Source organism: Rhodococcus wratislaviensis (assembly GCF_900455735.1).
GTDB classification, from domain to species: Bacteria; Actinomycetota; Actinomycetes; order Mycobacteriales; family Mycobacteriaceae; genus Rhodococcus_F; species Rhodococcus_F wratislaviensis.
The window spans coordinates 263122-285768 of the sequence record NZ_UAUI01000026.1 but is presented as its reverse complement, the minus strand read 5'-3'; the positions used below and the strand labels follow the sequence as shown (position 1 = coordinate 285768).

General features: G+C 67.7%; 22 protein-coding genes and 1 tRNA gene. 11 read left to right on the top strand and 12 right to left on the bottom strand.

Features of this window, described 5'->3' with window-relative positions:
• Position 1: 1 nt before the first annotated feature.
• From DTA22_RS31840 to DTA22_RS31830, 3 genes are all read right to left on the bottom strand, one after another.
• Positions 2 to 1009: an ABC transporter substrate-binding protein gene (locus tag DTA22_RS31840; RefSeq protein ID WP_037228958.1), complete on the bottom strand. Its 1008-nt coding sequence runs from the start codon at positions 1007 to 1009 to the stop codon at positions 2 to 4.
• A 128-nt stretch (positions 1010 to 1137) separates the two neighbouring features.
• Positions 1138 to 1211: transfer RNA gene (locus DTA22_RS31835), tRNA-Pro, on the bottom strand.
• A gap of 54 nt (positions 1212 to 1265) precedes the next feature.
• Positions 1266 to 2237, bottom strand: coding sequence for a metallophosphoesterase (locus DTA22_RS31830; protein WP_037228956.1), 972 nt, complete (start codon positions 2235 to 2237; stop codon positions 1266 to 1268).
• A 67-nt stretch (positions 2238 to 2304) separates the two neighbouring features.
• Between DTA22_RS31830 and DTA22_RS31825 the strand changes: the two genes are divergently transcribed.
• Positions 2305 to 2772 (top strand): GatB/YqeY domain-containing protein, encoded by a 468-nt coding sequence (locus tag DTA22_RS31825; protein ID WP_005248498.1) that lies wholly within the window; start codon positions 2305 to 2307, stop codon positions 2770 to 2772.
• 54 nt (positions 2773 to 2826) lie between these two features.
• Here DTA22_RS31825 and DTA22_RS31820 read toward each other — a convergent pair whose 3' ends face one another.
• Complete coding sequence (locus DTA22_RS31820) at positions 2827 to 5172, bottom strand: penicillin-binding protein (protein WP_037228954.1); 2346 nt, start codon at positions 5170 to 5172, stop codon at positions 2827 to 2829.
• Between the two features lie 258 nt (positions 5173 to 5430).
• Between DTA22_RS31820 and DTA22_RS31815 the strand changes: the two genes are divergently transcribed.
• Positions 5431 to 5754, top strand: a complete 324-nt coding sequence (locus tag DTA22_RS31815) for a WhiB family transcriptional regulator (RefSeq protein WP_005248496.1) — start codon at positions 5431 to 5433, stop codon at positions 5752 to 5754.
• Between the two features lie 63 nt (positions 5755 to 5817).
• Here the strand turns inward: DTA22_RS31815 and DTA22_RS31810 are convergent, their stop codons facing one another.
• Positions 5818 to 6957 carry an ArsA family ATPase gene (locus DTA22_RS31810; protein ID WP_037228950.1) on the bottom strand — a complete coding sequence of 380 codons (1140 nt, stop codon included), beginning with the start codon at positions 6955 to 6957 and terminating at the stop codon, positions 5818 to 5820.
• Complete coding sequence (locus DTA22_RS31805; protein ID WP_037228947.1) at positions 6954 to 7970, bottom strand: ArsA-related P-loop ATPase; 1017 nt, start codon at positions 7968 to 7970, stop codon at positions 6954 to 6956. The genes DTA22_RS31810 and DTA22_RS31805 overlap by 4 nt, the downstream gene beginning before the upstream one ends.
• Positions 7971 to 8024: 54 nt before the next feature.
• On the opposite strand from DTA22_RS31805, the gene DTA22_RS31800 reads away from it, so the two are divergent.
• From DTA22_RS31800 to DTA22_RS31790, 3 genes are read left to right on the top strand one after another with little or no spacing between them, the layout of a single operon-like run.
• Positions 8025 to 8189 (top strand): DUF4177 domain-containing protein, encoded by a 165-nt coding sequence (locus DTA22_RS31800; protein WP_005248493.1) that lies wholly within the window; start codon positions 8025 to 8027, stop codon positions 8187 to 8189.
• Positions 8190 to 8194: 5 nt separating this feature from the next.
• Positions 8195 to 8671 carry a RidA family protein gene (locus tag DTA22_RS31795; protein WP_112302076.1) on the top strand — a complete coding sequence of 159 codons (477 nt, stop codon included), beginning with the start codon at positions 8195 to 8197 and terminating at the stop codon, positions 8669 to 8671.
• Between the two features lie 4 nt (positions 8672 to 8675).
• Entirely contained in the window at positions 8676 to 9467 is a 792-nt protein-coding gene (locus DTA22_RS31790) for an MBL fold metallo-hydrolase (RefSeq protein WP_112302075.1), read from the top strand.
• 65 nt (positions 9468 to 9532) lie between these two features.
• Here DTA22_RS31790 and DTA22_RS31785 read toward each other — a convergent pair whose 3' ends face one another.
• Both DTA22_RS31785 and DTA22_RS31780 read right to left on the bottom strand, forming a co-directional pair.
• Positions 9533 to 10207, bottom strand: coding sequence for a Crp/Fnr family transcriptional regulator (locus DTA22_RS31785; protein ID WP_005256089.1), 675 nt, complete (start codon positions 10205 to 10207; stop codon positions 9533 to 9535).
• Between the two features lie 219 nt (positions 10208 to 10426).
• Positions 10427 to 10699, bottom strand: a complete 273-nt coding sequence (locus DTA22_RS31780) for a hypothetical protein (RefSeq protein ID WP_037229304.1) — start codon at positions 10697 to 10699, stop codon at positions 10427 to 10429.
• Between the two features lie 21 nt (positions 10700 to 10720).
• Between DTA22_RS31780 and nth the strand changes: the two genes are divergently transcribed.
• From nth to marP, 4 genes are read left to right on the top strand one after another with little or no spacing between them, the layout of a single operon-like run.
• Positions 10721 to 11566 (top strand): endonuclease III, encoded by an 846-nt coding sequence (gene nth / locus DTA22_RS31775; protein WP_112302074.1) that lies wholly within the window; start codon positions 10721 to 10723, stop codon positions 11564 to 11566.
• A gap of 12 nt (positions 11567 to 11578) precedes the next feature.
• The gene (locus tag DTA22_RS31770; protein WP_112302073.1) at positions 11579 to 12241 is read left to right on the top strand and encodes a TlpA family protein disulfide reductase; all 663 of its coding nucleotides are present in this window, start codon (positions 11579 to 11581) and stop codon (positions 12239 to 12241) included.
• The gene (locus tag DTA22_RS31765; protein ID WP_112302072.1) at positions 12238 to 12999 is read left to right on the top strand and encodes an NUDIX hydrolase; all 762 of its coding nucleotides are present in this window, start codon (positions 12238 to 12240) and stop codon (positions 12997 to 12999) included. The genes DTA22_RS31770 and DTA22_RS31765 overlap by 4 nt, the downstream gene beginning before the upstream one ends.
• A complete protein-coding gene (gene marP, locus DTA22_RS31760) occupies positions 12996 to 14186 on the top strand; it encodes an acid resistance serine protease MarP (protein ID WP_037228933.1) in 1191 nt (396 codons plus the stop codon). The genes DTA22_RS31765 and marP overlap by 4 nt, the downstream gene beginning before the upstream one ends.
• Before the next feature lie 7 nt (positions 14187 to 14193).
• On the opposite strand, the gene DTA22_RS31755 is transcribed toward marP, so the two are convergent.
• From DTA22_RS31755 to nhaA, 3 genes are read right to left on the bottom strand one after another with little or no spacing between them, the layout of a single operon-like run.
• Positions 14194 to 15132, bottom strand: coding sequence for an alpha/beta fold hydrolase (locus DTA22_RS31755; RefSeq protein ID WP_037228931.1), 939 nt, complete (start codon positions 15130 to 15132; stop codon positions 14194 to 14196).
• 7 nt (positions 15133 to 15139) lie between these two features.
• Positions 15140 to 15664 carry a phage holin family protein gene (locus tag DTA22_RS31750; RefSeq protein ID WP_037228928.1) on the bottom strand — a complete coding sequence of 175 codons (525 nt, stop codon included), beginning with the start codon at positions 15662 to 15664 and terminating at the stop codon, positions 15140 to 15142.
• Positions 15661 to 16896: a Na+/H+ antiporter NhaA gene (gene nhaA, locus DTA22_RS31745; RefSeq protein ID WP_037228926.1), complete on the bottom strand. Its 1236-nt coding sequence runs from the start codon at positions 16894 to 16896 to the stop codon at positions 15661 to 15663. Before nhaA ends, DTA22_RS31750 begins: the two co-directional genes overlap by 4 nt.
• A gap of 176 nt (positions 16897 to 17072) precedes the next feature.
• Between nhaA and DTA22_RS31740 the strand changes: the two genes are divergently transcribed.
• Complete coding sequence (locus tag DTA22_RS31740; RefSeq protein ID WP_037228923.1) at positions 17073 to 18458, top strand: MFS transporter; 1386 nt, start codon at positions 17073 to 17075, stop codon at positions 18456 to 18458.
• 73 nt (positions 18459 to 18531) lie between these two features.
• Complete coding sequence (locus DTA22_RS31735) at positions 18532 to 20349, top strand: adenylate/guanylate cyclase domain-containing protein (RefSeq protein WP_112302071.1); 1818 nt, start codon at positions 18532 to 18534, stop codon at positions 20347 to 20349.
• A 51-nt stretch (positions 20350 to 20400) separates the two neighbouring features.
• Here DTA22_RS31735 and acs read toward each other — a convergent pair whose 3' ends face one another.
• Positions 20401 to 22365, bottom strand: a complete 1965-nt coding sequence (acs, locus tag DTA22_RS31730; protein WP_112302070.1) for an acetate--CoA ligase — start codon at positions 22363 to 22365, stop codon at positions 20401 to 20403.
• Positions 22366 to 22647 lie beyond the last annotated feature (282 nt).

Genomic DNA, 22647 nt, shown 5'->3' with positions numbered 1-22647 from the left:
CTCAGGCCGCGAGCATGTTCTCGAGTTCGTCGAGGACGATCATCGCCCCGGTGGGTCCCAGCGCGAGGAACCAGGTCTCGTCGCTGACGTGCACGGCCTTGCCGTCCTTCACCGCCTGCATCTGATTCCACAGCGGGCCGCCGACCACAGTCGACTCGTCGGTGGTCTCGGGCGCGCCGTAGCTGGAGTAGAAGATCCGGTCGGCATTCGCCTCCCCGATCGTTTCCTGGCTCACCTCGACGGCCAGTTCGTCGACGTTCTGCACCGTCGGACGCGGAAGGCCGACGTCCTTCAGGATGACGCCGATGAACGACAGGTTGCCGTACAGGCGGATCTTGCCGGACATGAACCGGACCAGCGAGATCGTCGGCTCGCCCGTGATGGACTCGCGGACCTCGTCGGCGCGGGTCTGGTAGGCGTTGAGGACGTCCTCCGCCTTGGTCTCCTCACCGAGCGCGTCCGCGACCAGCAGGAAGTTCTCCTTCCACGGGAAACCGGGGCGGATGCCGAACACGGTCGGAGCAATGGACGACAGCTGCGGGTACAGCTTGTCGGCGCGCAGCTTGCTGCCCAGGATCAGATCGGGCTGCAGCGCGGAGATCGCCTCGAGATTCAGATTGTTGGTGGTCCCGACGTCCGGCACCCCGGCCAGCTTGTCGGCGAGGTAGGACGGCTGACCGGCGGCGCTCTCGGGGCTGGCCAGTCCGACGGGCGTGATTCCCAGGGAGAGCACGTCGTCCAGCTCACCGCCGTCGAGGACGATCACCCGTTCGGGCTTCTTCTCGATGACGGTCTCGCCGAGGGCGTGGGTGATGGTCCGGGGGAAGACGCCTGGTTCGGCGTCGGTGCCGAGCTTGGCGGTCTCGGCGTCCGCCGTGGCGAACTGCCTGCCGCCGGTGGCGACGTCGGCGTTGCCGGCGGACGATCCGGTGTCGGTGGTGCCGCAGGCGGCGAGAAAGACGGTGGCCAGGGCGACCAGCCCGGCGCGTACGTAGAGCCTCGAAGACATGAGGTGAGGCTAGCCTGAGGTTTCGGCCGGGCGCTCGCGGGGTCTGTGAACCCCGACAACGCCTCCACCATGCAGAAGAGGCCCTGGCCGGCGAACCGGTCAAGGCCTCTTCTCGGTGTCTCACACTGTCGGGGTGGCGGGATTTGAACCCACGACCTCTTCGTCCCGAACGAAGCGCGCTACCAAGCTGCGCCACACCCCGTGTTGAACCTCGGCTAGCTTACATTACGCAACCAGTCACCATTAAATCCCCTGGTCAGTTCCGTATAACGGTGCTCTCCGACGACTCGGTGCGACCCCGGTCGGCGTCGGCGTCCGAGCCGCCGCGCTGAGCCGGAACCAACGTGAGGAGCGTCGCCTCGGGGCGGCAGCAGAAGCGGGCGGGCGCCCACGGCGACGTCCCGATTCCCGCGGACACGTGCAGCTGGGTGTGCGCGCCCCACTTGGACGGACCCTTCACCCGCGAACGGTCGATGTCGCAATTGGTGACCAGCGCGCCGTAGAACGGCAGGCACAGCTGACCGCCGTGCGTGTGGCCCGCCAGCACGAGGTCGTAACCGTCGTCCGCGAACCGGTCGAGCACCCGCGGCTCGGGCGAGTGGGTGATGCCCAGCCGGAGATCGGCCAGCGGATTGGGCGGACCGGCGATGGTGTCGTACCGGTCGCGCTTGAGGTGCGGATCGTCGACACCCGCCGACGCGATCCGGACACCCGACACCTCGAGGTCGCGGCGGACGTGCGTGACGTCGAACCAGCCGCGCTCGGTGAACGCGGCCCGGAGGTCGCCCCACGGCAGCGGCTCGCCGAGGACGCGCTTGTGTTCCTTGCGGAAGTACTTGAGCGGGTTCTTCGGCTTGGGCGCGAAGTAGTCGTTGCTGCCGAAGACGAACAGTCCGGGGCGGGCGAGCAGATTCCCCAGCGCCTGGACCACTGCGGGCACCGCCCGCTGATGCGACAGGTTGTCGCCGGTGTTCACGACGAGGTCGGGGTCGAGGTTGTCCAGTTCCCGCAGCCAGTTCTGTTTCAGCCGCTGTCCGGGCATCATGTGCAGGTCGCTGATGTGCAGCACACGGAGCGTCGACGACCCGGGTTCGAGTACCGGCATCGTGACCTCACGCAGCGCGAATGCATTGCGCTCGATGAGCGAGGCGTAGCCGATGCCGAGGGCGGCGGCACCCGCCGTACCCAGGGCGGCGCGGGTCAGGTTGGCACGGAACTCGTCAGACACTCTTCCAGGATACTGATGAGCGCAATCGAGATGCAGTGGACGAATCGGGGCGCGTAGCGTTTCGCCCATGCCAGATTCACTGAAAGCAAGACTGCGCTCCGACATGACGGCCGCCATGAAGGCCAAGGATTCGCTGCGCACCGCCACCATCCGCATGCTGATGGCCGCCGTGCAGACCGAGGAGGTCTCCGGCAAGGAAGCCCGCGAACTCACCGACGACGAGGTGCTGAAGGTCCTCGCGAAGGAGTCGAAGAAGCGCGGCGAGTCCGCCGAGATCTACACCGAGAACGGTCGAGGTGAGCTGGCAGCGCAGGAGCGGGCCGAGGCGCAGATCATCGACGAGTACCTCCCGACGCCGCTGACCGACGCCGAACTGGTCGACGTCGTGGACACCGCGATCGCTCAGGTGGCCGAGGAAATCGGTGAGCGTCCCGGCATGCGCCAGATGGGTCAGGTCATGAAGGCCGCCGGTGCACTCGCGGGCGGCAAGGCCGACGGTTCGCGGCTCTCGCACGCGGTGAAGTCCCGCCTCTGACCCCCGACGTGAGTGGGAAAGCGTGCGTCGACACACTTTCCCACTCACCTGGGGTTACCGCGGTATGGGCGGCAGCTGGATCGGCGGCAGGCCGGGCAGCTGGATGGGCGGAACCGGGATCCCTTGAGCCGGCGCCTGCGGGGGAGCGGCCTTCACCGATCCGTCGCTGACGTAGATCGTGATGGTCGACCCCGGAATGGCCGAACCGGACGGCGATGCGCTCGTGACCGTCCCCTTGGCCGCCTGCGACTCGGTGGTGACCGCGTTCACGGTGAACCCCGCGCCCTGCAGACGGGACGTCGCGGCCGACTGGCTCAGCCCGGTCACGTCCGGAACCTGACCGTTCTGTGAACCCCGCGCGTACTTCTGGTCGACCGGCGGCAGCGTCGTCGGCCCGAAGTTGTTGGCGATCGGATTCATCGCCGCATACCAGGTGCGCGCCGGTTCGTTTCCGCCGAACAGGTTTCCGTCACCACACGGCCGCAGCGGGGCCGAGCAGATTTCACCCGGCGTCGGCGAGTCACCGAACACGTAGACGGCGGCGGCGAAGTTGTTGGTGAACCCGAGGAAGCCCGAGGACATGTGGGACTCCGTGGTACCCGTCTTGCCCGCCATCGGGAGTGTCCAGCCGACGCTGCCCGCCGCTCCGGCGGACGTGCCGCCGGGCTTGTCGTCCTTGCTCATGGCGTTGGTGAGGGTGTCGGCGAGGCCGGGTTCGACCACCTGCTCGCAGGCCTGCTGGGTGACCGAGACGGGCTTGCCCTCACGGTCGAAGACCGAATCGATGGGAGTGGGCGGGCACCACTTGCCGTGCGAGGCGAGTGTCGCCGCGACATTCGACAGTTCCAGCGGATTGATCCACGTGGGGCCGAGAGTGAACGAACCCAGGTTCTGATCCTTCTGGAAGTCCGCCATGCTGCGGTCGTCGAATCCCGACGTGCCGGGCTGGGCGTACGAGCGCAGACCCAGCCGCACCGCCATGTCGACGGTGGGGGCGACGCCGGTCGCCTGGATCAGCTTGACGAACGCGGTGTTGGGCGACTGTGCCAGCGCGTCCGTCACCGACAGTGCCGCCGGGTATTTGCCAGCGTTCTCGACGCAGTACGTGGCCGCGGGGCAACCGCGCGCACCACCACTACCCATGCCCCGGGCCTCGAACCGCCCGGGCACGTCCAGGATGGCGTTCGTGCCGAGGCCCTTCTCCATGGCGGCGGCCGTCGTGAAGATCTTGAAGATCGACCCGGCGCCGTGACCGGCCAGTGAGTACGGCTGGGCCTGCACGGTTTCGTTGGCGTTCGCGTCGAGGCCGTAGGTGCGGCTGCTGCCCATCGCGAGGATCCGGTGCGAATCCTGGCCGGGCTGGACCACGTTCATGACGTTCGCGATGCCGTCGAGTTCCGGGCTGGCGTTCGAGCTGAGCGCCGCCTTGGTCGACGCCTGGACCGCGGGGTCGAGCGTCGTCTTGATCAGGTAGCCGCCCTTGTCGATCTGCTCGCGGCTGATGCCGGCGTTGGCCAGATACTGCAGGGCGTAGTCGCAGAAGAAGCCGCGGTCACCGGCGGCGATGCACCCGCGGGGCAGCCGGTTGGGCTCGGGGAGCACACCGAGGGGCGTCTCCTTGAGCTGCCGGAGTTCGGCGGCGCGCTCGGGAATGTTCGAGATCATCGTGTCGAGAACCACGTTGCGTCGTTCGAGGACGCCCTCGGGGTTCGTGTACGGGTTCAGCGCCGAACTCGACTGCACCATGCCCGCGAGCATCGCGGACTGCTGCGTGTTCAGTTCGGACGCGTCGATGCCGAAGTAGGTCTGTGCGGCGTCCTGGATGCCGAACGAGGCGTTGCCGAACGGAACCAGGTTGAGGTAGCGGGTGAGAATCTCGTCCTTGGTGAGTTCCTTGTCGAGTGTCAGCGCCATCCGGATCTCGCGGATCTTGCGGGCGGGCGTCGTCTCGATCGCGGCCCGGCGTTCGGCGTCGGTCTTGGCCACGACGAGCAGCTGGTAGTTCTTCACATACTGCTGGTCGAGGGTGGACGCGCCCTGCTGCACCTCACCGCTCGTGGTGTTGGTCAGGAAGGCGCGCATCGTGCCCTGCCAGTCGACGCCCTTGTGCTCCGGGAAGCGGCGGTCCTCGACGGAGACGATGGCGAGCTTCATCTCGTTCGAGATCTTGTCGCTGGGCACTTCGAAGCGGCGCTGGTCGTACAGCCACGCGATGGGGTTGCCCGCCGAGTCGACCATCGTCGAGACCGCGGGAACGGTTCCTTCGACCAGTTCGGCCGAGACGTTGTCGACGGTGTCAGCCGCCCTGTTGGAGGCGTAACCGAACCCTCCGGCGAGCGGAAACATCACGCCGGCGAGGAGCACTCCTGCCAAGGCGGAGGATCCTGCGAGCTTCCCCACTGTTTTTGCAATCGACACGATCTACAGAGTACGTGGGGTCTGTGGGTGCGCTGGTTGGGCGCAGAATTCGGCCAGGAAAAAGCCCTGAGCACGGGGTATGGACGGGCGTACCAAAAAAGCGTGTTCTTCGTCTTGCGCGTTGCGGTTTCTTTACCTAAATTGTTGGAACAGTGTGATGGAGATAACACCCCATCGCTTATGTGGTGCAGCCTCGGCGTGCTAGGTGCTGGGGTGTGCAGACTCGAAGAGGGGAAACGAATGCACATGACCACCCCAACCAGCCGTCTGGACGTCGAGCAAGCAGAAGCGCGAATCGCCTGGGTCACCCAGGCTCGTTGCCGGGAAGTCGATCCCGATCAACTCTTTGTACGCGGCGCAGCACAGCGCAAGGCCGCAACCATTTGCCGGCATTGCCCGGTATTGATGCAGTGCGGAGCCGATGCTCTCGACAATCGTGTCGAGTTCGGCGTGTGGGGTGGCATGACGGAACGTCAGCGCCGGGCGTTGCTCAAGCAGCACCCCGAGGTGGAATCATGGTCCGATTTCTTCGAAGCTCAGCGGCAGCACCAGTCCGCTGTCTGACGTTCGGTATCTGATTCGCAGACAGGCCACAGGCGGGTGACCGGTTCTCCGGCAGCGAGCTGATCAGCTCGTGCGGGTGAGCTGGTCACCTACCGCTCTCAAGGCCTCGAGGTCCGACACCTCGAACGGCAGCGAGGGCACGCCGACGATCGGCACCCGAGGGTGGGCGGCCGTGAACCGGCTCAGTAGTTGGACCTCACGCTTGGCGATCACCGCCCGATGGGCGTGGATCCGCAGCACAGCGGCGGTGAGGGGGTCTTGGTCCCCGAGTTGGTCGGCGGCAGTGACCGCGTGATCGGCCGACAGGGAACTGAGAGTGGGGTGCGTCCGATTCAGGACGAGGCCCGCGAGCGGCATCTCGTCGCCTGCGAGCCGGTCGACGAAGAACGCCGCCTCCCGCAGTGCATCCGGCTCCGCTGCCGCGATCACCAGAAACTTCGTGCCCGGCTGCCGGAGCAATTCGTAAGTACGCGTGGCTCTTTCCCGGAATCCGCCGAACATCGAGTCCAGGGACTGCACGAAACTCGAGGCGTCCGACAGCATCTGACTACCCACGATGGTGGAGACGCCGCGCAGCGCCAGGCCCATCGCGCCGGTGACGAGCCGGGTGAGACCGCGACCCGGCGCGGTGAGCAACCGGATCATGCGACCGTCGAGGAAAGCGCCCAGACGCTGGGGTGCGTCGAGGAAGTCCAGGGCGTTGCGGGACGGCGGGGTGTCGACGATCACCAGGTCCCATTTGTCGCTGGAGGCGAGCTGCCCCAGCTTCTCCATCGCCATGTACTCCTGCGTTCCCGAAAACGAGGTGGCGACGGTCTGATAGAAGGGGTTCGCGAGAATCTGCTCCGCCTTCTCGGGTGTGGAGTGCTCGATCACCATCTCGTCGAACGTGCGACGCATGTTGAGCATCATGGCGTGCAGTTCGCCCGTCGCGTCCGGTCCGAGCTGCACGGGTTGCGGCGAGTTGTCGAGTTCCGCGACGCCGAGCGCCTGCGCGAGCCGGCGTGCGGGGTCGATGGTCAGCACGACCACTTTCCGCCCCTGCTCCGCCGCACGCAGTGCCAGCGATGCTGCCGTGGTGGTCTTGCCGACGCCACCGGCGCCACAGCACACCACGATCCGCGTGGCCTTGTTCTGCAGAATCCCCGCGACATCAAGAGCGGAGGCGGTGCGGCGACGCTCGTGTTCAGTTGTCTGGGTCATCGGACACCCTGTTCCGTCAGATATTCGGCGAGTTCGTACAGCCCGCCCAGGTCGACACCGTCGGCGAGGGACGGCAGATGCAGTCGCGCCCCGTCCACTTCGCTGAGGGCTCCGGCGCTCTCCTCCTGCGCCTCGAGCACGGATGCGTGTTCGATCGTCTCGGTGAGCAACCCGGCGAAATCCTCGTCGTCGAGGGTGATCCCGCTCTTCTGCAGCCCGGCGCGGATGGCCTCGGCGTCGATGCGGCCCTTCGCGGCGTCGGCCAGCGTCTCGGCGGGCAGGAACTGCGGGCTGGTGCGGTTGACGACGATGGTGCCCAGCCGCAGATCGGCGCGGGCCAGTTCCTCTGCGGCGTCGGTGGTCTCCTGCACCGGAAGCGCCTCGAGCAGCGTCACGAGGTGGACGACGGTCTCGTCGGAATGCAGCAGGCGCACGACGCCCTCACTCTGCGAGCGCACCGGCCCGCCCTTCGCGAGGTCCGCCATCGCCTTCGTCACGTCGAGGAAGTTGCCGATCCGCCCGGTCGGCGGGGCATCCACGACGACGGCGTCGTACGCCCGCTTCCCGGACTTGTCGGTGCGCACCACGCATTCCTTGATCTTGCCGGTCAGCAGCACGTCCCGAAGCCCCGGTGCGATGGTGGTGGCGAACTCGATGGCGCCGAACTTGCGCATCGCGCGGCCGGCGAAGCCGAGGTTGTAGAACATCTCGAGGTATTCGAGGAACGCGGTCTCGATGTCGATGGCCAGCGCCATGACCTCCCCGCCACCCTCGGCGGCCGCGACTTTCGTCTCCTGCGGCGGCAGCGGGGGCACGTCGAAGAGCTGGGCGATCCCCTGCCGGCCCTCGACTTCCACGAGCAGCACGCGACGCCCGCCCTCGGCCAGCGCGAGAGCCAACGCGGCGGCCACCGTGGACTTTCCGGTGCCGCCCTTTCCGGAGACGAAGTGCAGCCGGGCCCGCGCAGCCTTCTCGGGCCACGTCGGGGTGAGCTGGTCTGGGGATGCAACCACGGGTCGAGCCTATAAGTCTGGGAGCCGGGATGTGCGGGGGATAGGCTCACCGGCATGAGTGAATTGACTTCCTGGGAGTACGCCACCGTTCCGCTGCTCACACATGCGACCAAGCAGATCCTCGACCAGTGGGGCACCGACGGCTGGGAACTGGTGACGGTTCTGCCCGGACCCACCGGTGAGCAGCACGTCGCGTACCTGAAGCGTCCGAAGGGCTGACGGCCGTGGCAGAGACACAGAACTGGACCGCCCGCCTCGCCGAGCTCGGCATCACGCTGCCGTCCGTCGTCCCGCCGGTGGCCGCCTACGTGCCCGCCGTGCGCACCGGCAACTACGTCTACACGTCGGGGCAGCTGCCGATCGTCGAGGGCAACCTGACGATCGCGGGCAAGCTCGGCGCCGGCGTGTCGGACGAAGACGCCAAGGCCGCGGCCCGGGCCTGCGCACTCAATGCGCTCGCGGCGATCGACGCGCTCGTCGGCATCGACTCGGTGGTGCGGATCGTGAAGGTCGTCGGATTCGTCGCGTCCGCCGAGGGATTCACCGGTCAGCCCGGCGTTGTGAACGGCGCTTCCGAATTCCTCGGCGAGGTGTTCGGTGACGCGGGTGCCCACGCGCGGTCGGCTGTCGGCGTCGCGGAATTGCCGCTCGGCGCCCCCGTCGAGGTGGAGCTGATCGCCGAAGTGCAGCCGGAGTCGTAGTGCCATGACACTTGCCCATCCGGCCTACGCCCAGGTGCGGGAGGTCACCCCGATCGTCTCGGTGATGCTCGAGAACAATCCCGGCATGATGACGCTCGACGGAACCAACACGTGGATTCTGCGTGCGCCGGGCCGGGACGAGTGTGTGGTGATCGACCCGGGTGACGCCGACGAGGAGCATCTCGCCCGCGTCGCGGCACTCGGACCGGTCGCACTGACGCTGATCACGCACCGTCATTTCGACCACACCGGGGGAGTGCAGCGGTTCTTCGAACTCACCGGCGCGCCCGTGCGTTCGGTGGACCCCGAATTCCTCCGCGGCGGCGGCGACACCCTCGTGGACGGCGAGACCATCGACGTCGCGGGGCTCACCCTCACGGTTATCGCCACGCCCGGGCACACGAAGGATTCGGTGTCCTTCACCGTGGAAGGTGAGGGCACCGTCCTCACCGGCGACACGATCCTCGGCCGCGGCACCACGGTGCTCGACGACACGGACGGCGACCTCGGCGACTACCTGTCATCGCTGCGCCGCCTGCTGGACCTCGGGGCCGGACACCGGGTGATGCCCGGCCACGGACCCGAACTGCCCGAACTGAACGTCGTCGCGCAGCAGTACCTCGATCATCGCGAGGAGCGACTCGACCAGGTGCGGGCCGCGCTCGGCGCGCTCGGCGGCACCCCCAGCGTCCGCGAGGTGGTCGAGCACGTCTACTCCGACGTCGACCCGAAGTTGTGGCCGGTGGCGGAGAAGTCCGTCAATGTGCAGCTCGCCTACCTGCGCAGCCTCGACTAGTCACTGAAACGACTGCGGCCACCCCCTCGGTGTGAGGGGGTGGCCGCAGTCGTAGGTGCGGGGGACTACCGCGCGCGACGTGCCAGGCGCTCGGAGTCGGAGATCAGCACGCTCTTGCCTTCGAGGCGCAGCCATCCGCGGTGGGCGAAGTCGGCGAGCGCCTTGTTGACGGTCTCACGGGAAGCGCCGACGAGCTGGGCGATCTCTTCCTGCGTGAGGTCGTGGGTGACACGCAGGGAACCCGCCTCCTGGGTGCCGAACCGCTGCGCGAGCTGCAGCAGGGCCTTGGCGACACGACCGGGAACGTCCGTGAAGATGAGGTCGGCCAGGTTGTTGTTGGTACGACGCAGACGGCGCGCGAGCACCCGCAGGAGCTGTTCGGCGATCTCGGGGCGGTGGTCGATCCATGCCTTGAGCGCTTCGCGGTCCATGCTGACCGCGCGGACCTCGGTGACGGTCGTGGCGGTGGACGTACGAGGACCCGGGTCGAAGATGGACAGCTCACCGAACATGTCGGACGGGCCCATGATCGTCAGCAGGTTCTCACGGCCGTCCGGCGAGCGGCGGCCGATCTTCACCTTGCCCGAAACGATGATGTACAGGCGGTCACCGGGCTCACCTTCGTTGAAGATGACATGTCCGCGGGGGAAGTCGACAGGCTGCAGCTGCTTGGTCAGCGCCGCTACCGCTGAGGGCTCGACTCCTTGGAAGATGCCGGCTCTTGCCAGGACGTCGTCCACGTGCGCTCCTTGGGAATATTGTTCGTCTGTATGCATATTGTGCGCGATTTGCTGCATGTCGACGGTGCCCCGGTGATCCGCGGCGTGTCGCTGTGCAACAGGTACGGCTCTGAAGTCTACGTTGAGACGGCTCGGTCTGAGTGACCGATACCACGGAAGTCGCAAAAGTTAACCGGGGGATGCGTCCTGCGGTGTGCTGATTCGGGGGCTGCCCAGCGCTCAGCTGGCGCGCCGCGAGCCCACTTCGGTGACGGCGGCGTCGTCGGCTTCGAAGCCCGACCGACCCTTGCGACGTCGATGGAAGCGTGCCAATGCGTGGGGGAAACCTTCGTGGGCCAGGGTGGCCACTTCGTCGTGACTTGCCTGGTCGAGGAACTCTTCCACCTCTTGCTGACGAACCGTGAGCCGGCGGAGTCTGAACTCCACCCGCTCCATTGCCAGCGCAAACAGCATCAGCAGCACTGGGAAGAGGACCACAGCGAGACCTTGCATACCGGGAAGTAAACACTGCAAATGTCTCAGAAGCGACACAGCGGCGATTCGGATCGGTCGGGTATCCGTAGAGTTGATCCCGTGCATGCGACCCCCAGCGACGGCTCCGAAGTGCGTGGACGCACCCGTTCGCGGGCCGCGAAGCAGGACGAAACCCGGCTCGGACTCGTCCGGCGCGCCCGGAGAATGAACCGCAAGCTTGCAGAGGCCTTCCCCCACGTCTACTGCGAGCTCGACTTCACCACCCCACTCGACCTCGCCGTCGCGACCATCCTCTCCGCGCAGTGCACTGACGTGCGGGTGAACATGGTGACGCCGGCGCTGTTCGCCCGCTATCCCGACGCCAAGGCGTACGCGGAGGCCGAACGCACCGAACTCGAGGAGTACATCCGGTCCACCGGTTTCTACCGCAACAAGACGAACTCTCTGATCGGGCTCGGGCAGGCTCTGCTCGAACGCTTCGACGGCGAGGTCCCCGCCAACCTGAAGGACCTCGTGACGCTGCCGGGGATCGGCCGGAAGACGGCCAACGTGATCCTCGGCAACGCGTTCGATGTGCCGGGGATCACCGTCGACACCCACTTCGGGAGGCTCGTCCGACGCTGGAAGTGGACCGAGGAGGAAGACCCGGTCAAGGTCGAGCACGCGATCGGCGCCCTGATCGAGCGCAAGGAGTGGACCCTGCTCTCGCACCGGGTGATCTTCCACGGCAGGCGCGTCTGCCACGCCCGCAAACCCGCCTGCGGGGTGTGCGTGCTCGCCAAGGACTGTCCGTCGTACGGGCTCGGCCCGATCGACCCCGACGTCGCCGCCGAACTGGTTCGTGGACCGGAGACGGAGCATCTGCTGCGTCTGGCCGGCAGGTGAGGGTAGATACGAGTGTCTAGCGCAGCGCGGTGGAGTCTGGCCGCCCTCGTGGTCGTGGTGGCTCTCGTCGTCGCGATCTGGCCGCGGGGTGACGACGCGGAGGCGCCGTCGTACCAGGACCGGTTCGGTTCGGGTGGTCGAACCCCGACAGCGGTGAGCGCCGATCCCGACGCGCTCGCGGCACTGAGGACGCAGGCGGGCCTGGCATCGTGCCCGGCCTCGGCGGCCACGTCCGATCCTTCGCCGGGTTCGGTCCTGTCCGGCATCACACTGGAATGCGTGGGCGACGGCAGCCAGGTGGATCTGGCCGCCGCGCTCGGTGGTAAACCGGCGCTGCTGAACCTGTGGGCCTACTGGTGCGGCCCCTGCGCCGAGGAGCTGCCCTATATGCAGCAGTTTTCGGATCGTGCGGGTGACGCGGTTACCGTGCTTACGGTGCACACCGATCCCAACGAGTCCAGCGCGCTGTCCCGGCTCATCGACTACTCCGTCACCCTTCCCGGTGTGCAGGACGGCGACGGTCGTGTCCGCGCCGCGGTCGGAGCCCCGCCTGTCCTGCCCGTCTCGGTGCTGATCCGGCCCGACGGCACAGTGGCGAAGGTTCTGCCGCAGCCGTTCCGCAGCGTCGACGAGATCGCGGACGCCGTCGAACAGAACCTGGGGGTGGCGGCATGACGAATTCCGTGGACGGCGTCGCCGTTCCGCCCTGGCTGCGCCGGGTCGTGCACCGGACCCCGGCCGACCCGCACAGGATCAATCCCGTCCTCGATCGGCGCGCGCCCCGCGGCGCGACCACCCGTGAGGCGGCGGTGCTCGTGTTGTTCGGCGGCCCCGCCGCGGCGGACCCGCTGATGTCGGGCGGTCTGCCCGCCGACGCCGACATCCTGCTCACCCAGCGTGCGTCCACGATGCGTCAGCACAGTGGCCAGGTGGCGTTCCCTGGTGGCGCCAGCGATCCCGGCGACGAGGGACCCATCGCCACCGCGCTGCGGGAGGCCCAGGAGGAGACGGGACTCGACCCGTCCGGTGTCCGCCCGCTCGCCGTGCTCGAGGAGATCTTCATCCCGCCGTCCGGATTCGACGTCACTCCCGTCCTCGCGTACTGGGAGAAGCCCAGCGCGGTCGGCGTGGTCGATCCCGCGGAGGCCGAACGTGTCGCCCGGGTTCCCGTGCACACCCTGATCGATCCGCGGAACCGGTTTCAGGTGCGTCACCGGGCCGGATACCAGGGGCCCGCGTTCGCCGCCGACGGCATGCTCGTGTGGGGTTTCACGGCAGGCATCCTGGCCGCGCTGTTCGCGGTCTCCGGCTGGGAACAGGAGTGGGACCGGCACGACATCCGCGACCTCGACACCGTCCTCGCCGAACTCGACAACGATCTGGACGACGAGCATCTGACCCACGGTCACAACCGGCCGGCGGCCGAGCGGTGACCGGCTCGCACTGGATCGACCTGGCGATCGTGCTGATCGCCTTCGTCGCCGCGACGTCCGGCTGGCGGCAGGGTGCGGTGGCGTCGGTGCTCGCCTTCATCGGGGTCGTGCTCGGTGCGGTGGCGGGCATCCTGATCGCCCCGCACGTGCTGGTGCACGTCGACGAGGGCCGCGGTCGCGTGCTGGTCGGCATCGCCCTGATCGTGGTGCTGGTCATCGTCGGCGAGGTCGCGGGCATGGTCCTCGGCCGGGCCGCGCGGGGCAGCATGCACAGTCCGGTCGCGCGGTCCGTCGACAGCGTGATCGGCGCCTGTGTGCAGGCTGTCGCGGTGTTCGTCGCCGCGTGGCTGCTCGCGATCCCGCTCACGTCCTCGTCCCAGCCTCAGCTGGCGGCGGCGGTGCGCGGGTCGAGCGTCCTCGAAACGGTCGACAACATCGCGCCCGCCTGGATGCGGCAACTGCCCACCGAGTTCACCGCCCTGCTCGACACGTCCGGGCTTCCCGACGTCATCGGGCCGTTCGGGCGCACCCCCATTACGACCGTCGACCCGCCGGACGCCAGCGTCCTGGAGAGCCCCGTTGCGTCCTCGCTGCAATCGAGCGTGCTGCGGATCCGGGGTGTGGCCCCGAGTTGCCAGCGGGCGCTCGAGGGGTCCGGTTTCGTCGTGGCCCCCGACCGGGTGATGACCAACGCCCACGTGGTCGCGGGGACGGCGGGCATCGTCGTCGACACCGCGAATGGACCGATGGACGCGGAGGTCGTGCTGTTCGACCCGTCCGCCGACGTCGCGGTGCTCGAGGTGCCGGGACTGGACGCCCCCGTGCTGAACTTCGCGCCGGAGCCGGCCCAGACCGGCGACAGCGCCCTGGTGCTCGGCTACCCGGGCGGCGGGCCGTACACGGCCAGCGCCGCGCGTGTCCGGGAGATTCTGGACCTCAGCGGTCCCGACATCTACCGGGCAGGAACGGTCCAGCGTGAGGTGTACACGGTCCGCGGTTCCATCCGGCAGGGCAACTCGGGCGGGCCGCTCGTCGACAGTGACGGCCGGGTGCTCGGTGTGGTCTTCGGCGCCGCCGTCGACAACAGCGACACCGGGTTCGTGCTCACCGCCGCGGAGGTGTCGCGTCAGCTGCAGGCTGCGTCCGGGGCGTCCGCCGCCGTGGACACCGGGGCGTGCATCCTCTGACGGTCGGTCAGACCGTGCGGGGTGCGACGAGGTCCAGCAGGGCGGCGTTGACGCGTTCGGGGGCTTCCCAGTGCGCGTAGTGGCCGACACCGGGGACCGTCTGCATCTGCTGGGTGGGCGCGAAGCGGTGGCTGCGGCGCACGGTGTCCGCGAGCACGTAGGGGTCGAGGTCGCCGTGGAGGTGCAGCACCGGGATCCGCAGCGTCTGATCCATCGACGCCATGAAACGGCTGCCGTCCGGGCGGAACTGGCTGCGGAACGCCCACCGCTGGTACTCCAGCGTGCAATGTGCGGTCCCGGGAATCTGAATCGCCGAGCGCATCCGTGACATCACGACGTCGAACTCCGGGTTCTCCGTCCAGGCAGGGCCGGAGCGTGCGCGGATCAACCGCTCGACCTCCGACCCGTTGTCGCGGGTGAGACGACGTTCGGGACGCCACGGCACCTGGCAGGAGACGAACGACGGCAGCAGCGCCTTGCGCTGGTAGCGGTCGCGGAGGACGGCCTGCTTGAGCGCGAGGGGATGCGGCGAGCTGACCAGTGCGATCGACCGGACGAGGCGGGCGTGGAGCACGGCCGTGGCCCAGCAGACGAGGCCACCGTCGGCGTGCCCGACGAGCGTGGCCTCGCCGTATCCCATGGCCCGGATGAGGCCGGCGATGTCGCCGGCCAGCGTCCACCCGTCGTAGCCGCGCGGCGGTTTGTCGGAATCCCCGTAGCCGCGGAGGTCGACGGCGACGGCCCGATACCCCTCCGCGGACAGCGCGGTCAGCTGGTGGCGCCACGACCACCAGAAGTCCGCGAATCCGTGCAGCAGGACGACGAGCGGCGCATCCGGTGCGGATGCGCCGACCTCGACGGTGTGGAAGCGGATTCCGTTGGCATGGATGTCGCGATGAATCCAGGGGCCGTCGAAACGGACGGTAGACGGATCGGGTGGTGCCACAGGCGAGTTACCGCGCGTGACGTCCGCTGGACGATGCGAGATGGGCTTCCGCATCCGAGTACGACGTCGGGAGCACCGTCTTGGCCTGCTTCAGGGAGTCGATGGTCTTCTCCGGTGCACGGAGCTTGCGTACCCGCAGATAACCGAGCAGGGCGAGAAGCGCCGTCACCACGACCATGATCAGGAAGACGATCAGGAATGCCAGCCAGCGGGCGATCCACACGTCGAGGAGTTCGGCGAGGAAGAAGAAGAAGAAAAACGAGCTGAACAGCAACACGGTGAACGCGAGGATGAAGAACAGGCTGCCCTGCAGGCCCTTCTTGACCTCACCGGTGACCTCGGCCTTCGCGAGCTCGACCTCGGCGCGGACCAGGGTGGACACCTGCGCGGTCGCATGCTTGACCAGCGTGCCGAGGCTCGCCTCGCCGGGTGTCTGAGCGTCCACGTCCGTGAGCGGGATCGACGACACCGTGTTCGGCACCCCGTCTCCCGTGTATCGCGGGCTGTCTCCCTTGCCGTGAGTGATGCTCACTTGTCGACCCCTCCAGGTAGCTCTTGCACTTCCGAGTCATCCTTCCGGGCCGCATGGGCCCGACCGCGTCGCCACAGTAACGCTGATCCGATCAGCGACGCTGTCAACGATGTCACGAGCACCGCGACCTTAGCTATTTCGGCCTCGCTGCCGTCACCGATTCCCGCAAGCGCGAGATCCGCTACGAGAAGGCTAACGGTGAACCCGATCGCACCGAGCACTGAGAGGGCAAACATGTCCCGGAACCCCAGTGCTCGCGGTTTCTTCGCGATACCCAGTCGGATCGCGAGCCAGGAGATGCCGAAGATGCCGACGGTCTTGCCGACGAGGAGCCCCGCGATCACGGACTGAGAGATGGGGTTGGTGAACAGCTGCCCGAGGAGCTCGCTGCTCAGGGCCACGCCGGACGCGAACAAGGCGAACAGCGGGACGCAGACGCCCGCCGACAGTGGCTGGATGCGGTGCTCGAGGCGGGCGCCCGGGGATTCTCTCTCGCCGGGGTCGCGCCGGACCCGGGTGAGGAGGCCGAGCGCGACACCGGCCAGTGTGGCGTGGATTCCGGCGTCGTGCATGCAGTACCAGGTGAGCAGTGCGAGTGGAACGTAGAGCAGTGGGGTGGTGATGCGCCGATGCTGGGCGAACGCGTAGACGGCCAGGCACACGGCGGCGCCCAGCAGCCACAGCAGGGCGATCGAGCTGGTGAACAGAACCGCGATGAGCACGATCGCGAGAAGGTCGTCGACGACTGCCAGGCTGAGCAGGAACACCCGGGCGCTCGCAGGGATGCGAGACCCGGTCAGCGCCAGCACACCCAGTGCGAATGCGATGTCGGTGGCGACCGGGATCGCCCAGCCCCGGTCCATGCCGGGTGTGCCGGCGCCGATCGTCGCGGCGATGATCGCGGGCACCACCACACCGCCGCAGGCCGCGATGATCGGGAGCAGGGCACGTTTGCGGTCGGCGAGTTCGCCCACCACCATTTCCCGCTTCAGTTCGAGGCCGGCGACGAAGAAGAAGACCGCCAGCAACCCGTCCTGCGCCCACGTCCCGACCGTCAGGTTCAGGTGGAGCGCCTCCGGGCCGATCGGCCAGTCGCGCAGTGCGAAGTACGAATCCGAGACCGGGGAGTTCGCCCACACGAGGGCGATCGCCGCGGCGACGAGCAGGATCGAACCGCCGACCGTCTCGGTGCGGAGGTAGCGGGAGAGTTCGGAGCGGAGGGGCTGGGTCACCGGGGTCGCTCGCTTTCGATGTGGTCCGGGTACGGCAAATGCTCTGCCGACCAGACTTCCCGGCGCACCGAGAAGAGCTTATCCAATTTGCCAATCGAAAGACACGAGGTGTTCAATTCCTAAGGAATGGACTCTCGTCCCAATAGTTGAAATAGCATCGTGTAGGAGTAAGTCGAGTGAGCAGTGCCGTCGATACGTCGAAGCCAGAACCGGACGGCGGGGCCACCGTCGCCGGCGTACCCAGAAGCAGGATCGTCGTCGCGAGCATGGTGGGGACATCCATCGAGTTCTACGACTTCTACATCTATGCCACCGCCGCGGTGTCGGTGTTCCCGCACCTGTTCTTCCCCAAGGGAAACGGCACCACCGCCCTGCTGGCCTCCCTGGCCACGTTCGGTCTCGCCTTCGTCGCCCGGCCACTCGGCTCGATCCTGTTCGGCCACTTCGGCGACCGCATCGGACGCAAGACGACGCTCGTCGGCTCACTCCTCACCATGGGAATCGCCACGTTCGTGATCGGCCTGCTGCCGACGTACCACCAGATCGGCCTCGTCGCGCCCGCGCTGCTGGCGTTGATGCGCTTCTGCCAGGGTCTGGGACTGGGCGGCGAGTGGAGTGGCGCGGCGTTGCTCGCGACCGAGACCGCGCAGAAGGGCAAGCGGGCCTGGGCGGCCATGTGGCCGCAGCTCGGCGCGCCCATCGGGTTCTTCCTCGCCAACGGCCTGTTCCTGATCATCACCCTGTTCCTGGATCACGACAACAGCAGCCCCGACCTGGACGGCGCGTTCCTCACCTGGGGCTGGCGTATCCCGTTCCTGCTCAGCGCGATCATGGTGATGATCGGTCTGTACGTGCGGCTGAAGCTCGAGGAGACGCCCGTGTTCGCCCGCGCCGTGGCGCGGGGCGAGAAGGTGAAGACCCCGCTGGCCGAGGTGTTCAAAACCAGCTGGCGTCAGCTGATCATCGGCACGTTCGTCATGCTCGCCACCTACACGCTCTTCTACATCATGACCACCTGGGTGCTCAGCTACGGCACCGGCAAGACCCCCGCCCAGGGCGGCACGGGAGCCGGCTTCCACTACACCGACTTCCTGGTCCTCCAGCTGATCGCGGTCCTGTTCTTCGCGGCAGCCGTCCCCGTGTCGGGGTGGCTGGCCGACCGCTACGGCCGCCGCGTCACGCTGCTCGTCATCACCGGGCTCATCATGGTGTTCGGGCTCACGTTCGGTGTGATGCTGAACCAGGAAGGCATGGGCAACGCTCGCATGCTCGTATTCCTGGCCATCGGAATGTTGTTGATGGGCATGACCTTCGGGCCGATGAGTGCCGTTCTGCCCGAGTTGTTCCCGACCAACGTGCGCTACACGGGTTCGGGGATCGCCTACAACACCGCCAGCATCCTGGGCGCAGCCGTGGCCCCGTTCATCGCCACCTGGCTCGCCACGTCGTACGGCGTCGGCTGGGTCGGCATCTACCTGCTGATCGCCGCCGCGCTCACGTTCGTCGCGCTGCTCGTCATGCGCGAGACCCGCGACCAGTCGCTCGACGACGTAGGGGCGTAGCCCCCGTGAGTGGTTGACGAGTCTCTGTACTCGTCAACCACTCACGAGCCGCGCAGCGGCCTATAGTTCTTGCATGGCGAAAGCCGTGCTGCTGTCCAGGACGGCCCGGATCCGGCTGCCGAAGCAGGATCTGTGGTCGTTCCTCGCCGATACCGATCGGCTCAACCGCAACATCGACCTGTCACCGGTGCACTTCGCTCCGATGCTGGACCGCCGGCGCAAGGGGCATTATTCGGCGGAGACTCGTTCGTACGGGCGGCGGGTGCGGTACGAGGAGTTCCCGTTCGAGTGGATAGAGGGCCGCTTCTACCAGGTCCTCCGTCGGTTCTCCGGCGGTCCGCTCGCGGAGGTCTCCACGGGTGTCCGGCTTCGCCCGGCCGCCGACGAGACCGAAGTCGAGGTGTTCGCCCGGATCGTCCCGCGGACCTGGTTCGGGGCGATCGTGGCGCGAACCCTGCTGGCGCGCACTGGCATACGGAAGACGGTGGCGCTCGCGCGCGCGTTGGAACTCCACATCCGCGACCCGCAGACGCATGCCGTGCCCGCGCTGCCACCGCCGGAGCAACTCGATGCCGGCCGGCTGGAACTCCGCACGGCACAGCTGTCCCGATCGCACGATGCCCCGAACCTGATCGAGCGCTTGGAATCCCACCTGCGGACCGCGTCCGACCTGGAGGTGACGGGCATGCGACCGTTCGAGCTGGCGGACCGCTGGGGTGTCGATCGGATGCAGTTGCTGTACGTCTTCCTCCACGCCGCGGACTGCGGACTGCTGGACCTGAGCTGGAGCGTGCTCTGCCCCGTCTGCCGGACCGTCCGCGAGGACGCCGGCCGCATTCGACAGCTGGCGAGCCGCGTCCACTGCGACACGTGCGACATCGCCTTCGACACCGACCTGGCACGGTCGGTGGAGATCCGCTTCGACGTCAACCCGGCCGTCCGCCGGGCGGAGCGGGCCCGGTACTGCATCGGTGGTCCGGCGAATTCACCGTCGGCGGTGGCTCAGCTGCGGCTCGAGCCGGGCGAGCAGCGTTCCGAGCGGCTCGACGTCGACCCGGGGTGGTTGCGCCTCCGGTGCTATCAGGTGGGCACCCCGGTGCACTGCGAGGTCGGCCCTGCCGGTGGAACGCTGCGGGTCGAGTGCGGTCCCGGCGAACTCCGCGTGCACGGTTCTCCCGACACCGACGGGGCGATCCGTCTGGAGGTCGCCAACCGGCTCCCCGGCGAAGCGCTCGTGGTGGTCGAGCGGGAGCGGTGGAAGGACGCCGCGGCGACCGGTGCGCTCGTCACGTCGCTCGACGGTTTCCAGGACCTCTTCCCGGATCAGGGGGTGGCGCCCGGCGACGAGATCGGGATCGCGAACCTGGCGGTGCTGTTCACGGATCTGAGCGGCTCGACCGCCCTGTACGAGCGCATCGGGGACGTCCGGGCGTTCGCGTTCGTGCAGAGCCATTTCCGCTACCTGCGTGACGCCGTGGTGCGCGAGAACGGCGGTGTCGTGAAGCAGATGGGTGACGCGGTGATGGCGACGTTCGCCGATGCGAGGGAGGCCTGGTCGGCGGCGGCGTCGATGCAGTCCGGCTGGGACGGTTTCCGTCGCGGGCACCTCGGTGCCGACGACTCGGTGGCGTTGAAAGTCGGGCTGCACCAGGGGCCCGCCGTGATGATCGACAACGACGGCCGGGTCGACTACTTCGGCGCGACCGTCAACTTGGCGGCGCGGGTGCAGGGGTGTGCGGCGGGCGGCGACATCGTCCTGTCCCGAGCCGTTCACGACGACCCGGAGGTGGCGTCGCTGCTGGCGGAATCGGACTACCGGTGCGACGTCTTCACGACCGCGCTGAAGGGAATCGGCGAGGAGCAGACGCTGTGGCGGCTTCGCCGCCCGTGAGTGGTTGAGGAGTGCAGGGACTCGTCAACCACTCACGGGGCGCGGAGCGCCCTACTTGCCGCGGATCGCGTCGAAGACCTTGGGGTCGACGAGCGTGGAGGTGTCGCCGAGGTCGCGGCCTTCGGCGATGTCCTTGAGCAGGCGTCGCATGATCTTGCCCGAGCGGGTCTTGGGGAGTTCGGGGACGATCGTGATCTGGCGGGGCTTGGCGATCGGGCTGATCTCCCGCGACACTTCGGCCTTGAGTTCGGCGATGAGGGTGTCGCCGGTGTTTTCGACGCCCTCGCGGAGGATGACGAACGCGACGATGCCCTGGCCGGTGGTCTCGTCTGCGGCGCCGACGACGGCGGCCTCGGCGACACCGTGGTGTCCGACGAGGGCGGATTCGACCTCGGAGGTGGAGATGCGGTGCCCGGAGACGTTCATGACGTCGTCGACGCGGCCGAGGACCCACAGAGCCCCGTCCTCGTCGTACTTGGCGCCGTCGCCGGCGAAGTACCAGCCCTGCTCCGGGTAGCGGGACCAGTAGGTTTCGCGGTAGCGGTCCATGTCGCCCCAGATGCCGCGGAGCATCGCCGGCCACGGCTTGTCGAGGACGAGGTAGCCGGAGCCGCCGGCGCCGAGTTCGTTGGCGTCGTCGTCGACGATCTTCGCGGAGATGCCGGGCAGCGGGGCCATCGCGGAGCCGGGTTTGGTGGCGGTGATCCCGGGCAGCGGGGAGATCATGATCGCGCCCGTCTCGGTCTGCCACCAGGTGTCGACGATCGGGGCCTGGTTTCCGCCGATGACCTCGCGGAACCACTTCCAGGCCTCGGGGTTGATCGGTTCGCCGACCGAGCCGAGGAGCCGGATCGAGGACAGGTCGTGGGCGTCGGGAATGTCGCGGCCCCACTTCATGAACGTGCGCACCAGGGTGGGTGCGGTGTAGTAGATGCTGACACCGTACTTCTCGATGATCTGGAAGTGCCGGTGCTCGTCGGGGGAGTTCGGCGTGCCCTCGTAGACCACCTGGGTGACGCCGTTCGAGAGCGGCCCGTAGACGATGTAGCTGTGGCCGGTGACCCAGCCGATGTCGGCGGTGCACCAGTACACGTCCTGGCCGGCCTTGTGGTCGAAGACGTTGTGGTGGGTGTACGACGCCTGGGTGAGGTACCCGCCGGAGGTGTGGATGATGCCCTTGGGTTTTCCGGTGGTGCCGGAGGTGTACAGGATGAACAGCGGGTGTTCGGAGTCGAACGGCTGCGCCTGATGGGTGCCCTCCGCCTTCTCGACGGTCTCGTGCCACCACAGGTCCCGGCCCTCGGTGGTGTCGACGTCGATGCCGGTGCGCTTGACGACCAGCACGTTCTTGACGGACGCGGCGCCGTCCACGGCTTCGTCGACGGCGGGTTTGAGGGGTGCGGCCTGGCCGCGGCGCCACTGTCCGTCGACGGTGACGACGAGTTTGGCTTCGGCGTCGTCGATGCGTGAGCGCAGGGCGCTGGCGGAGAAGCCGGCGAACACCACCGAGTGGGTCAGGCCGAGGCGGGCGCAGGCGAGCATGGTGACGATGGCCTCGGGGATCATCGGCATGTAGATCGCGACGCGGTCGCCGGCGACGAGTCCGAGGTCGGTGAAGGTGTTGGCGGCCTTGCTGACTTCGGCGAGCAGGTCGTTGTAGGTGAGGTCGCGGGTGTCGCCCGGTTCGCCTTCGAAGTGGATGGCGACGCGGTCGCCGTTGCCGGCCAGGACGTGGCGGTCGACGCAGTTGTAGGCGACGTTGAGCCGTCCGTTCACGAACCACTTCGCGACGGGGGCGTCGGACCAGTCGAGGACCTCGGAGAAGGGGGCGTGCCAGTGCAGGCGCTCGGCCTGCTTCGCCCAGAATGCGAGACGGTCTTCGTCGGCGGCAGCCTGGAGTTCCGGGCCGGCGTTCGCCGTGGCGGTGAACTCGGGGCTCGGCGGATACACCTGCGGGACGGAATCAGAATGTTCCGACTTCTCCGTCGCTCCGCTCGCCTGTGCTGCACTGGTCATTGTGGCCCGGCCTTCTTTCCAGTCTCGAATTCGGCACTTCTAGCACGTGTGAGGGTAGTCACATGGTCTCCCGAGCGCACCGTTGCAGAGGGTTGCATGCCCATATTCTGCGACGATCGGTCGACTGGGCGCGACGGACGGCGATCGGGGACGACGAGTGGAGACCCCCGTGCCGACGATGTTTCGATCAGGTGCCGATTGCACGAGTTTCGCCCGTCGTGGCTACACAGATTGAAACGTTGACTTATCGTCATCCCATCATTCGGGCTGCGCCCGGAACCG